Source organism: Kitasatospora sp. NPDC048239, from assembly GCF_043202015.1.
Lineage (GTDB): Bacteria > Actinomycetota > Actinomycetes > Streptomycetales > Streptomycetaceae > Kitasatospora.
On the sequence record NZ_JBICZP010000007.1, the window covers coordinates 84,822 to 97,314 of the forward strand.

General features: G+C 76.9%; 11 protein-coding genes and 1 pseudogene. 6 read left to right on the forward strand and 6 right to left on the reverse strand.

The annotated features are described in order from the left end of the window. Positions 1-256: 256 nt before the first annotated feature. Both ACGFZP_RS20610 and ACGFZP_RS20615 read left to right on the forward strand, forming a co-directional pair. The gene (locus ACGFZP_RS20610; RefSeq protein WP_392934845.1) at positions 257-913 is read left to right on the forward strand and encodes a hemerythrin domain-containing protein; all 657 of its coding nucleotides are present in this window, start codon (positions 257-259) and stop codon (positions 911-913) included. A 551-nt stretch (positions 914-1,464) separates the two neighbouring features. After that, entirely contained in the window at positions 1,465-2,058 is a 594-nt protein-coding gene (locus tag ACGFZP_RS20615) for a DUF1772 domain-containing protein (RefSeq protein WP_392934848.1), read from the forward strand. A gap of 540 nt (positions 2,059-2,598) precedes the next feature. Here ACGFZP_RS20615 and ACGFZP_RS20620 read toward each other — a convergent pair. Beyond that, a complete protein-coding gene (locus ACGFZP_RS20620) occupies positions 2,599-2,994 on the reverse strand; it encodes a hypothetical protein (protein WP_392934851.1) in 396 nt (131 codons plus the stop codon). A gap of 237 nt (positions 2,995-3,231) precedes the next feature. On the opposite strand from ACGFZP_RS20620, the pseudogene ACGFZP_RS20625 reads away from it, so the two are divergent. Then, positions 3,232-3,369: pseudogene (locus tag ACGFZP_RS20625) on the forward strand (ATP-binding protein); the annotation flags it as partial. Positions 3,370-3,406: 37 nt separating this feature from the next. Continuing rightward, positions 3,407-3,865 (forward strand): DUF4279 domain-containing protein, encoded by a 459-nt coding sequence (locus tag ACGFZP_RS20630; protein ID WP_392934854.1) that lies wholly within the window; start codon positions 3,407-3,409, stop codon positions 3,863-3,865. Positions 3,866-4,683: 818 nt separating this feature from the next. Here the strand turns inward: ACGFZP_RS20630 and ACGFZP_RS20635 are convergent. Further along, positions 4,684-5,385 (reverse strand): NAD(P)-dependent oxidoreductase, encoded by a 702-nt coding sequence (locus ACGFZP_RS20635; RefSeq protein ID WP_392934857.1) that lies wholly within the window; start codon positions 5,383-5,385, stop codon positions 4,684-4,686. 147 nt (positions 5,386-5,532) lie between these two features. Between ACGFZP_RS20635 and ACGFZP_RS20640 the strand changes: the two genes are divergently transcribed. Continuing rightward, entirely contained in the window at positions 5,533-6,246 is a 714-nt protein-coding gene (locus tag ACGFZP_RS20640; protein ID WP_392934861.1) for a TetR/AcrR family transcriptional regulator, read from the forward strand. Between the two features lie 468 nt (positions 6,247-6,714). Here the strand turns inward: ACGFZP_RS20640 and ACGFZP_RS20645 are convergent, their stop codons facing one another. From ACGFZP_RS20645 to ACGFZP_RS20655, 3 genes are all read right to left on the reverse strand, one after another. After that, complete coding sequence (locus tag ACGFZP_RS20645; RefSeq protein ID WP_392934864.1) at positions 6,715-7,506, reverse strand: maleylpyruvate isomerase N-terminal domain-containing protein; 792 nt, start codon at positions 7,504-7,506, stop codon at positions 6,715-6,717. Positions 7,507-7,796: 290 nt separating this feature from the next. Then, the gene (gene gap / locus ACGFZP_RS20650) at positions 7,797-8,795 is read right to left on the reverse strand and encodes a type I glyceraldehyde-3-phosphate dehydrogenase (RefSeq protein WP_392934866.1); all 999 of its coding nucleotides are present in this window, start codon (positions 8,793-8,795) and stop codon (positions 7,797-7,799) included. Positions 8,796-9,176: 381 nt separating this feature from the next. Next, positions 9,177-10,118 (reverse strand): GlxA family transcriptional regulator, encoded by a 942-nt coding sequence (locus ACGFZP_RS20655; RefSeq protein WP_392935532.1) that lies wholly within the window; start codon positions 10,116-10,118, stop codon positions 9,177-9,179. A 1,291-nt stretch (positions 10,119-11,409) separates the two neighbouring features. Here ACGFZP_RS20655 and ACGFZP_RS20660 point away from each other — a divergent pair. Next, positions 11,410-11,766 (forward strand): hypothetical protein, encoded by a 357-nt coding sequence (locus tag ACGFZP_RS20660; RefSeq protein ID WP_392934869.1) that lies wholly within the window; start codon positions 11,410-11,412, stop codon positions 11,764-11,766. 174 nt (positions 11,767-11,940) lie between these two features. Here the strand turns inward: ACGFZP_RS20660 and ACGFZP_RS20665 are convergent, their stop codons facing one another. Further along, complete coding sequence (locus tag ACGFZP_RS20665; protein ID WP_392934872.1) at positions 11,941-12,435, reverse strand: DUF1772 domain-containing protein; 495 nt, start codon at positions 12,433-12,435, stop codon at positions 11,941-11,943. Between the last annotated feature and the right edge of the window lie 58 nt (positions 12,436-12,493).

A 12,493-nucleotide genomic window follows, 5' to 3' on the forward strand; every position in this document is an offset into this window, starting at 1 on the left:
CGCCGAACCGCCACCGAACCGCCGCACCGCCACCGCCCGACTGCCGGTACCCGGCCGCCGAACCGCCACCGCCCAACCGCCGCACCGCCACCGCCCGACCGCCGGTACCCGGCCGCCGAACCGCCACCGCCTAACCGTCGCACCGCCACCGCCCAACCGCCGGTACCCGGCCGCCCGCACGCGCGGTGCCGGCTGCGCTGCCGGCCCCCTGCCGGCCCGCCCGCCACACACAGCCCCGAAGGGGTGAGGGAGCGTCATGCCGCCCGAGAGCGCCCGACTGTCCAGCGAGCACGGCCTGGGCCGTCTGCCCGAGCACATCCGCGGCTTCGCCCTCATGCACGTCGCGATGCGCCGCGACGGCGCCCGCCTGCTCGCCGCGGCCCCCCGCACCACCGCCGCCACCGCTCCGGCCCTTGCCGCCTGGTTCGGCCGCCTGCGCGCCGTCATCGACTGGCACCACCACAGCGAGGACGACCTGCTCTGGCCCGAACTGCTGCGCCGCTCACCGGGCTTCGCCGGCGCCGACCGCGCCCTGGTGGAGGACCACGGCGCCCTGGACGAGGCGATGGACCGCGTCGGCGGCGCCCTCGCGGCCCGCGGCGCCGGCCCCGCGCCCCTGGTGGAGGCCGCCGAGCGCTTCGACACCCTGATCCGCGACCACCTGCGCCAGGAGGAGTCGCTCGTCTTCCCCGTCATCGCCGCGATGCCCACCGGCGCCTACCTGGCCCTGGAGCGGCGCATCATCGCCAGCGCCCCCGCCGCGGTGCGCACCTACCTGCAGCCGTGGATGTTCGACGGCGCCGACCGCGCCGCCACCGCCGCGGTGGCCGCCACCATCCCCGCCCCGGTGCGCCTGCTCGGCAACACCGTCCTGGCCCGCCGCTACCGCCGCACCCTGGCCCCGGTCCTCTGAACACCCCGCACCACCCCGCACCACCGCACCACCCGCACTGCCAGCACTACCGCGCCACCCGTACCGCCCAGCACTTCCCGCACCGCCCAGAACCACCAGCACTGCCGCACCGCACGTACCGCCCAGCACTTCCCGTACCACCAGCACTACCGCGCCACCCGCACTGCCAGCACTACCGCGCCACCCGTACCGCCCAGCACTTCCCGTACCGCCCAGAACCACCAGCACTGCCGCACCACCCGTACCGCCCAGCACTTCCCGTGCCACCAGCACTGCCTGCACCACCAGCGCCACCAGCACCACCGCACACCACCAGCGCCACCAGCACCACCGCACACCACCAGCGCCACCCGCACCACCGCGCACCGCCAGCACCGCCCTGCACCGCCAGCACCGCCCTGCACCGCCAGCACCGGCCTGCGCCGCGCGGCCCCGTACCGCCCGCCGGGCGGCGCGGGCCGGGCGGCGCGGGCCGGGCGGCGCGTGTGCCCGACAGCCCGGCGCTCCCCTTCCGGTCCGTGAGGGGGGACACGACACCGAAGGAATACCCGATGCGCTCCGAGCCGACCGCTCCCGCCTACCACGCCGCCCCGCCCGCCGCCCACTACAGCCCCGCAGGCCCGGTGCCCGCCGCCCGTCCCGGCCAGGGCAAGGCCGCCGGCCCCGTCCTGGTGGCCGCCACCATCGCCATGGGCCTGATGGCCGGCCTGTTCTTCGCCTTCGACGTCTCCGTCATGCCCGGCCTGGCCAAGGGCGACGACCGCACCTACGTCACCGCGATGCAGAACATCAACAAGTCCATCGAGAACGGCCTGTTCGGCCTCGTCTTCGTCGGCGCGTTCGCGGCCACCGGCATCGCCGCCTACCTCGAGCACAAGGCCGGCCGGCGCACCGCCGCGTTCTGGGCCGCCGCCGCCACCGTCGCCTACGTCGCCGCCCTGATCGTCACCATGGGCGTCAACATCCCCCTCAACAACCAGCTCGCCCAGGCCGGAGACCCCTCCCAGATCCAGGACTTCGCCGCCGTACGCGCCCATTTCGAGAACACCTGGGTCGCCACCAACATGCTGCGCACCGCCCTGTGCACGGCGGGCCTGGCGGCGTTGACCCGCGCCCTGCTCCTGCACTCCCGAGCCTCCCGCTGACCGGCCTGCGGCCCCCTGCCGCTCCCGTCCCGCGCGCCGCGCGCCGCTGCCCGTTCCCCCGCCCCCGGGGCGCACGGGCAGCGGCGCGCGGCGCGCACGGCGCGGGCCGCTGCCCGCACACGGCCTCCGCCGCCTTCCGCCGCCTTCCGCCGGGGCCGCTGCGGGCCCGGCCGCCCGTTCCCGGGCACCAGCGGGCAGCCACGGCGACCGGTACCACCGCAGCACCCCGAAGCCATGGCCGCGGGCCGTCAGCGGGCCGCTGCCACTCGGCGCCGGGTCGCACCGGTACGCGGTGTGGCCTGATGCCCGCTCCGTGACCGTTGAGTACCGCGCAGGGCGGATGGGCCTCCTCCGGTTTCCACCACGGCACCCGCACAGGGCGGTTGGGCCCGATCTTCCAGAGCTTGTGGCGCAGATCCACTCCACTCTCCTTGACCGCGGTGACCAGCACGGCGATCAACGAGGAGGGGAAGGTGCAGATAGCGGTGCAGATATCGCAATCCACACCGAGCCAGAAGGCCCTCACCCGTTTCAAGATCACTACGCCGTGGACCCCGTCGCCGACCTCCGCGGCCAAAACGGCCGGCGCCTTCCCGCGGGCCGCCCAGTGCCCTGCCCTGCTTCCGGCCTGCGCAGGCACCCTCCACACGCGGCCGCGCGGGCGCGCGGGCGGGTCGGCCTGCGGTGGGGCGGCGGGTCGGTCTGCGGCGGGGCGGCGGGGGCGGCGAGGTCGGTTGCCACCAGGTCGGCCGCCCGCAGCGGGTCGCCGCCGGCGCGGGTGAGCAGGGCGCCCGCCTCGTACGCCGCGCCCGCCCTCTGGCGGTGGGTCACCTGCATCCGGTGCACCGACTCGTAGCGCGGCGGGCTGGGCGCCGCGCCGATGCCCGGGCGCAGCCGCTCCAGTTCGGCGACGACCCTCCAGGCGCCGTCCTCCATCCGGGCCCGGCGCACCGGGTCGCAGGCCGCTAGGGCCCGGTCCCTCTCGGGTGGGCGGGGATCGCGGGCGCCCAGGGCGGGCAGCAGTGCGGGGGAGCCCGGGATCTCGGCCGCGTCGGGGGCGAAGGCGTGGTCCGCGCCGCCGGAGGCGAGCAGGCCGGCGATCAGGGGCGCGGCCCTCGGGTCGTGCCGCCGGGCGAGCCCGTGCGCGCCCTCGTGGCGGACCTCGGCGCACGCTGGACCAAGACCTTCACCGACCCCCGCCTCTGCGCGGCCATCGTCGACCGCCTCGCCTTCAACGGCACCATCATCGAGACCGGCACCGAGTCCTGCCGCCTCGCGCAGACCAAAGCCAGGCAGCAGGCGAGGAAATAGTCAGGCGGCCGTGCGATTGCGTCGGTAGTCTCCGCGGGTGTCGTTGACTCAGTACGTCTACTTTGCGATCTCCAGCGTGGGTACCACCGCCGACGAGATTACCCAGCTGCTTGGCGTGGAACCGGACGAGGTCACGGTGCGGGGGAGTCTGAGCACCTCACCTCACACCATCCCGTTTTGTCACTGCTGGAAGGTTGTCTGCTGCGAGCCCGGCCTGCCAGTCGATGAGCAGATCGGCCAGGTCCTCGGCAGGCTCCGGCCCCGCATGGAGGCGCTCACCGATCTGACAACCCGTCTCGCAGCCGAGGAGGGCCGCGGGGGCGCGATTCTGCAGGTCCACCGCTACTTCAACCGGGATGGCGAGCTGCCCTCCGGCTTGCCGGACGACACAAACCTCTTCGGCCGGCACCTGGACCGCGCGGTGGTGGACTTCCTCGCCGCGACCGGCGCAGATCTGGATGTCGGCGAATACGACATGGTGCCCAGCAACGACTGACACCGCTCCCGTAAGGCGGGGCCACTACAGACCGGAAGCGGGGCCGCTCCGGGCCGGAACACGCAGGGGCCCGTCGCAGCAAGCCGGGGCCAGTTCAGACCGGAAGAGCGGGGCCATACCAAGCCGTTGACGCCAGGCGGTCGCCGCCCGACCGCGCAGGTGCCCGTGCGCGCCGGCCGCGCCCGCGACCAGGTCGCAGCCCGCCTTGCGCTCCGGCGCGTCGGCCGAGGCCAGCAGCCGCGCCCCGCAGCGCGTCCAGCCCGCCGTCCCCGCCCTCCCCGCTGCCCCCCGCCGTCCCCGCCGTCCCCGCCGTCCCCGCCGTCCCCGCTGCCCCCCGCCGTCCCCGCCGTCCCCGCTGCCCCCCGCCGTCCGCGCCGTCCGCGCCGTCCCCGCCGTCCCCGCTGCCCCCCGCCGTCCGCGCCGTCCGCGCCGTCCGCGCTGCCCCCGCCGTCCGCGCCGTCCGCGCCGTCCGCGCTGCCCCCGCCGTCCGCGCTGTGCGCCTTCGCCATCTGCCGGGGCAGCGCCCGGTGGGCGTGCTCGTGGTGGTCCTCCTGCGGGGCCTGTGCGGCCCGTGTCGGCGCCGTCGGGCGCCCTGCCGGGCCCGCCGTGGTGTCCACGGGCGCATTCCTGCCCGAAGGCCCCGGCGGCGGGCAGGGGATTTCCGCGCGGGACCGCGTACCGGCGGCGGCGCACCGGGCGGCGGCGCGCCGGGCGGCGGCGCGCCGGGCGGCGGCGCGCCGGGCGGCGGCGCGCCGGGCGGCGGCGCGCCGGGTGGGGGAGCGCCGGGTGGGGGAGCGGGCGGGGGGGCGGACGGGGGGTCAGTAGCCGGCGGTGAAGCGGCGTTGGACGAAGCGGGGCAGTTCGGCCTCGTCGAGGAGGGCGACCGCGGCGTCCTCCGCGGAGATCCGGCTCAGGCCCGCGGCGTCCCGCACGGGCTGGTCGCCGCCGATGCGGAAGCGGCCGGTGCGCTCGCCGGGGCCGATGTGCTCGGCGGGGCTGAAGTAGGTCCAGAGCCGGTTCGAGGCGCGCAGGACCTTCAGCGCCTCGTGGTGGCCGCGCACGGCGGCGGCGTAGGCGCGGGGCAGGCCCAGCTCGTCCAGCGAGGCGTGGAGGAGGTCGTCGTGGTCGGCGCGCACGACGCCCGGCCCGCTCTCCAGGCTGCCGGCGCCGCCGATGACGATCAGGCGGGTGCGCGGGCGGCTGTCCAGGGCCTTGAGCAGGGCCCGGGCGGCGGTGGCGTACACGGTCGGGTCCGCGATCGAGCGCCGGAGGGTGTCGTCGAAGTCCTTCGCCGCGTTCCCGGGCTGGAAGCCGCTGATCAGGACGTCCAGGCCGGGCAGGACGGCCTCGATGCTTGCGGGGTCCAGGACGTCGACGCCGGCCCAGGAGAGCCCCTCGCGGGGGTCGGCGGCCGCGGCGGGGTCCCGGCTGAACGCCGTGACGAGGTGCCCGCGCTCAAGGGCCTCGGTGACGACCCGGCTGCCGATGGTGCCGGTGGCCCCGATGACGCCGATGTGCATGCTTCTCCCCTTTGGTCCATGCCGTGGCCGCGGCGCGGCGGACGGCGCGCGGACGGCGCGGACCCCCCGGGCCGCACGCCGTGCAAAAACTATACGGCGTGCAGTTTATGGACGGCAACCAGCGGGGTGACGCTGTAGAGTGAGCGCGTGGCAGGCACCCGAAGCACCGGACGACGCGAGCGGCTGCGGGCCGAGACGACCGCCGAGATCAAGTCCACGGCGCTGGAGCTGATGGGCGCCGGCGGCCCCGACGCGATCACCCTGCGGGCGATCGCCCGCGAGATGGGCATGACCGCCAACGCCATCTACGGCTACTTCGCGACCCGCGACGACCTGGTCACCGCCCTCGTCGCGGAGGTCTACACCGCGCTCGCCGACGCCGTCGACGCCTCCTGGGCCCGGACGGAGCACGACGCCCCGCAGCAGCGGATCCGCGCCTGGGCGCACGCCTTCCGCGCCTGGGCGCTGGCCAACCCCGAGGGCTTCCGGCTGGTCTACGGCGACCCCGTCCCCGGCTACCGGGCCCCCGAGGGCGGCGCCGCGCCGGATGCCGCCCGGCGGGTGTGCGTGGGCATCGCCGCGCTGGCGGACGCCGCCTGGAGCGGGGCCGAGGCGGCCCACGGCGGCGGCGGCTTCGGCTGGGACGACTTCGACCCCGGCCTGCTCGACAAGGTCCGCCCCGCGTTCCCCGCGCTCCCGCCGGACGGGGTGGCCCTGGCCCTGCGGATCTGGGGCCACCTGCACGGCCTGGTCGCGCTGGAGGTCTACGGCCACCTGCGCACCCAGACGCCCTCACCCGACAAGCTCTTTCGCGCCGAACTCGCCGAGCTGGTCCGCTCCTTGGGGCTCGGCGCGGCCTGAGGCCGCCCGGTGCCCGCCGATGCGGGCGCGGACGCGCCGCTGCCGCGCTCCGGCGGCGCGACCCGGACCGGGGGACCCGGGCGTGCCGGGCCGGCGGGTGCCCTCCGCCCGGCCCGGGCCCGGCCCGGCGCCGGGTGCGGACGCGAGGGCCGGCCGGCGCCGGGTGCGGCGAAAGGGCCCCACCGCCTCGGCGGTGGGGCCCTTTCGCCGCACCGGTGGCCGTCCGCCGCTCCGGGGCGACCGGTCGCACTGGTCGCACTGGTCGCACTGGTCGCACTGGTTGGACTGGTCGCACTGGTTGGACTGGTCGCACTGGTCGCACGGGCAGGGGAGCGCAGGCGGCTCGCCGCAGCCGACCGGTCCGCTCGGCCGCCTCGCGGGGGTGAGCCCGGTGCCGCGGGCGGCGAACTCGGCGAAGGGCCGCGTCCGGCAGGCCCGGGGCGCGGCCGCCCGCGCCGCGCCCGCGTCCTACTCCTCCGGCTCCCAGGCACGGAGCAGGTCGAGCAGCCCTGCGTCTCCGTCCACGCGCAGGGATTCGGCCGGGATGCGGTCGTACAGGTAGACGACCAGCTCACCGGCCGTGCCGTGGACGGAGACACCGGCCGCGTCCTCGCCGGTCGCGGCGCCGGGCGCGGGGATGCGGGCGGAGCGTGCGCCGTCGCCGTCGACCGTCAGGCGCCAGGAGCGGCCCTCGGCGGCGTGGAAGTCGAAGGTCGCGGGCTTGTGCGGCCAGGCGACGGGCGAGGCGACGCAGGTGAACAGGAACTCCTCCACCCCGTCGAGCGCCACCTCGGCCGGCAGCGGCTGCGCGGCGCCCGAGGCGAGCAGCGCGTCGTAGGTGTGCACCGCGCTCTCCTGGACCCGGTGGCGGGCCACTCCTCCGGAGGTCCGCGGCGTCTGCAGGGCACTCCACCACGCCCAGCAGCCGGCGTCCGGGCCCGCCTCGCGCAGGGCGTCCAGCAGGAGCCGCGTCGACGCGGCCAGCCAGGCCAGCATGGCCTCGCGCTCCCGCGGCACCTCCAGCGCGGCGCGCGCGGCGGCGGCCCCGGCCGGGGGGCCGTCGGCAGGCCCCGCGCCCACGATGGCGGCCCAGAAGCGGTCTCCCCCGCCCAGGTGCTTCACCAGGTCGAACAGCGTCCACTCGGGGCAGGTCGGCACCGGCGCGTCGAGGCCGGGCGCGGCCGCGACCGCGGCGCGGAAGGCGGTCGACCGCTCGTCGATCAGGCGCAGCAGGTCGGGGAACTCAAGATTCTTTTCCACGCCGGATGTCTACCACCGCGCTCCGGTGGCCGGACAGCGGTTTTTCACAGCCGCGCGGCGACCCGGACCGACGGCCGCCGGGAGGCGGGCCGCGGACAGGTCCGGCGGACCCGCACAACCCGCCCGCCCCGCCCGGCAGTCGCCGATCAGCCCCGCCCCCGCCCCGCCCCCGCCCCGCCCGCGCCCCGCCCGCCCGCGCCCCGTGCGGGGGCGCCCCGGGCGGGTGTCGGGGTCCGGGAGGGGTCGGGTGCCGGGCGGGGTCGGGTGCCGGGCGGGCGGGTGCCGGGGGGTCAGTGGGCGGCGAGGAGGTGGAGGGTGTCCACGACGCGGTTGGAGAAGCCCCACTCGTTGTCGTACCAGGCGACGACCTTGATGCGCCGGCCGTCGACGCGGGTGAGGGCGGAGTCGAAGATGGCGGAGGCGGGGTTGCCGGTGATGTCGGAGGACACCAGCGGGTCCTCGGAGTACTCCAGGATCCCGGCGAGCGCCCCGTCGGCGGCCTCGCGGTAGGCGGCGAGGACCTGCTCGCGGGTCACGTCGCGGGCGACGGTGGTGTTGAGCTCGACGATCGACCCGACGGGCACGGGCACCCGGATGGAGTCGCCGGAGAGCCGGCCGTCGAGGTTCGGCAGGACCAGGCCGATGGCCTTGGCCGCGCCGGTGGTGGTGGGCACGATGTTGACCGCCGCGGCGCGGGCGCGGCGGGGGTCGCGGTGCGGGCCGTCCTGGAGGTTCTGCTCCTGGGTGTAGGCGTGGACGGTGGTCATGAAGCCGTGCTCGATGCCGGCGAGGGTGTCCAGGACGGCGGCCAGCGGCGCGAGGGCGTTGGTGGTGCAGGAGGCGTTGGAGACGACGGTGTGCGCCTGCGGGTCCCAGGCGCCGGTGTTGACGCCGTAGGCGAGGGTGACGTCGGCGCCGTCGGCCGGCGCGCTGACCAGGACCTTGCGGGCGCCGGCCTCGAGGTGGGCGCGGGCGCCGGCGGCGGAGGTGAAGCGGCCGGTCGCCTCCAGGACGATGTCGACGCCGAGTTCGGCCCAGGGCAGCTTGGCCGGCTCGCGCTCGGCGAGCACGGCGATGCGCCGCCCGTCGACCACCAGGGCGTCGCCCTCGGCGCGCACCGGGCGCCCCAGCCGCCCGGCGGCCGTGTCGTAGGCGAGCAGGCGGGCGAGGGCGACGGGCTCGGTGAGGTCGTTGACGGCGACCACCTCCAGGGCGCTGTCGCGCTCCAGCAGCGCGCGCAGCACGTTGCGTCCGATGCGGCCGAATCCGTTGATGGCGATGCGGGTCATGGGGGCGGGTCCTTTCCGGTCCTTGCGGGTTCGCCACCAGGCTCGCGCACCGCCCCCGGCGCTGACAGCGCCGTGATCGCCACGCTCCGAAAGGATCGCGCCAACACCGCGCACCCCTGCCCCGCAGGCCGCCGGACCGGCCGGGACCGGGGGAGCAGGGGCCGCCGGACAGGCCGGGGCCGGGGGAGCAGGGGCCGCCGGACAGGCCGGGACCGGGGGAGCAGGGGCCGCCGGACAGGCCGGGGCCGGGGGAGCAGGGGCCGCCGGACAGGCCGGGACCGGGGGAGCAGGGGCCGCCGGACAGGCCGGGGCCGGGGGAGCAGGGGCCGCCGGACCGGCCCGGACCGGGGGAGCAGGGGCCGCCGGCCGGGCCGGGGCGGGCTACTCGCCGCGGGCGAAGGTGCGCCGGTACTCGGTGGGCGTGGTGCCAAGGACCCGCTGGAAGTGCTGGCGCAGGTTCGCCCCCGTGCCCAGCCCCGTGTCGGCGGCGATCTGCTCGACCGCCAGCTGGGAGCGCTCCAGCAGCTCGCGGGCGGCGTCGACGCGCGCACGCATCACCCACTGCATCGGCGTGTACCCGGTGTCCTCGGCGAAGCGCCGCGAGAAGGTCCGCGGGGAGACCGCCGCATGACGCGCCAGGACCTGCAGCGTCAGCGGCTCCCCCAGGCGCCCCAGCGCCCACTGCCGGGTCGCCGCGAACCGCTCGCCCAGCGGCTCGGGCACACTGCGCGGCACGTACTGGGCCTGGCCGCCGCTGCGGTAGGGCGCGGCCACCAGGCGCCGGGCCGCATGGTTGGAGGCCGCCACCCCCAGGTCGCCGCGCAGGATGTGCAGGCACAGGTCGATCCCCGAGGCGGCGCCCGCGGACGTCAGCACCCCGCCCTCGTCCACGAACAGGACGTTCTCGTCGACCCGCACGAGCGGGTGCCCGGCGGCCAGCGCCCGCGTGTAGTGCCAGTGCGTGGTGGCCCGCCGCCCGTCGAGCAGACCGGTCGCCGCCAGCGCGAACGCACCGGTGGAGATCGCGGCCAGCCGCGCACCGCGCGCATGCGCGGCCACCAGCGCCTCCAGCACCGCCCGCGGCGGCTCCTCGCGGTCCGGGCGCCGGTAGCCGGGAACGAACACGATGTCCGCCCACGCCAGCGCCTCCAGACCGTGCGCCACCGCGTACGACAGGCCGTCGCCCCCCGCCACCAGGCCCCGCGCCGCACCGCACACCCGCACCTCGTAGGGCATGCTCGCCCGGGTCGTGAACACCTGCGCGGGAATCCCGACATCCAGGGGCTTGGCACCCTCCAGGACCAGGACGGCAACCCGGTGCAGGGACGGCGACGACGGCGACGGCGACGGGGGCGAGGGCGGGGACGGCGGGGACGGCGGGGGCGCGGACACGGGCACGAGGGTACGCCGACACCCCCGCCCACCGCCGAGACCGCCCCCGCCCGGACCCGGCGCGCGGCGGGCCGGAAGGCCGGCCGGGGGGTCGGGCGCTGCCGAACCCGCCCGCGCGCACCGCGGCGGCGAAGGACCGCCAGGCGTCGCGGGGGAAGACCGGGGCGGGCCCGCCGGGATCCTTGACCGCGCGGACAAGCGGCGCGGGCACGCGCTCAAGGCACTGCCGGCGGGTCGTCAGGAACCTCACGCCCCCCTGCGCCTGCTCCCGGGCGGCACCGCCGCTCCTGGCGATTCCCGCCTCCAGCGCGCCCGCGCACTCCCCGGCCTGGAGCGGCCCCGGGACGACACCGGCCTCGAGGAGCCCGGCCTCGGCGGCCCGGGACTCGCAGGCGGCGTACTCGGAACCCGGGCACCAGGACGGTGTGCCGGTGCTGCCAGTACATCAACGACAGCCTCCCGCCCGCCTCCAGGACCTGGCCCGCCGCGAGGGCGAACCCCTCACCGGAGGCCGCTGCGCAAGTCCGACGAACGAGACGCAGGACGGGTCGTCCTTGCACCTGCGCCGCCGGCTGCGCCCGCGTGAGGCCGCGACCCTCGCGTGACCTGCGAAGCTGCACACCGAACGGGGCCCAGGGCGATGACGTCGGGTCAAGGGGCCCCTTGTCCACGGCCGTTCCCCCACCTCGCGCCGACGCCGCGGCCAAGCAGACCCCCGCCTCCGACGGCAGCCACCGCCGGGACACCACGGACACAGCCCGTCGAACTCCGGCCACGGAGAGCCCCCGTCAAGCCCGTTCGAGTCCAGACCCCCGGACTCCACGGCTACGGCGCGCGCGGGGACCTTGGCACACGCCTGTACCGGGTACGCAACGAGCGGACGGGGGAGCGGCCCCACGGCAGCGGCGGGGCGCTCGCGGGCCTCTCCTCCTACCGCGCCGCCGACGCCGCCCGGCGCGGCCTCGAACCGCGCCGGCACGGCGCACTGACACCCCCCGCCCCCGCACCCCGGCGCGGGGCGCGCGGGGCGGGCGGGGCGGCGTGCGCCCCGCGCGCCCCGCGCGCCGCCGCCCAAACCCCCCACCGGGCAGGCGACTTGGACACCGGGCACCCCGCAGGCGCATCATGGCGGGCACCGCGCGCCACACACCCCCTCACCGGCGCCCGGGCGCCCCGGTGCCACCGGGCACCAGGGACCCCGAAGGGAAGGACGGCAGCCACCGTGAGTCCCGCACTGCGACCCTTTCGCATCGAGGGAAAGGCGATCCAACTCGCCAGACACCTCGCGGACGCCCAGATCGCCGACCTCGTGCGCTGCTCCTGCATCGGCAACGAGGTCGCCATCGACCTGTCCGACACCCACGTCCTGATCACCCTCGTCGACCTGGACGGCGCCCTGCGCCTGACCTTCCACATGACCCACGACGGCCCCGCCCGCGCCCGCTCCTGGAGCCGCCACCTGCCCCCCGGCGCCGGAGCCGGCGACATCGCCCACCGCATCGCCGCCGACCTCCACACCCTGGAACGCGAACTCGCCCCGCTGCGCCGCAACCCGCCCGCGCCCCCGCCGCAGCGCTGAACACCCCGCACGAGCACACGGGCACACGAGCGCACGAGCACACGAGCACGGGCACACGGGCGCACGAGCGCACGGGCACAGGAGTGCAGGAGCACAGGAGTGCAGGAGTGCAAGGGCGCCGGTGCACACCGCCGTTCGGACCCCGCCCGGGGCCCGAACGGCGGCGCGGGAAGGTCAGCCGCCGCCGTGCAGCACCAGCGCCCAGCACAGGCACCCCAGCGCCGCCGTGCACAGCAGCGCCCGCGCCACGTTCCACCGCACCCACCGCGCCTCGAACCGCGCCCGCACCGCCGCCGGGTCCGCGATCCGCCCCGGCTGGCCCGCCGCCGCCAGCGCGTCGTTGAGCGGGATGTTCACCTTGCGCGTCACCGCCAGCGCCGCCACGTAGAACACCAGCGCCGCCACCGCCGCCGGCAGCACATCGCGCCCCGCCGCCGGCAGGTGCAGCGCCACCGCCGCCCCCGTCGACAGCAGCGCCCCCACGAACCCCAGCACGAACCAGCCGTTCAGGATCGCCACGTTGATCCGCTGCATCACCTCCACGAACGTCCGGTCGTCCACCCCCCGCAGACCCGGCATCACCGAGCACGCGTAGGCGTAGAACAGGCCGGCCGTCAGGCCGGTCGTGATCGTGGCGGCCACGAGCGCGATCACACGCGACAGTTCCATCGTGGGCTTCCCTCCGGTGAGTTGCGCAACACATACCCTGCGATCATCCAACGGATCG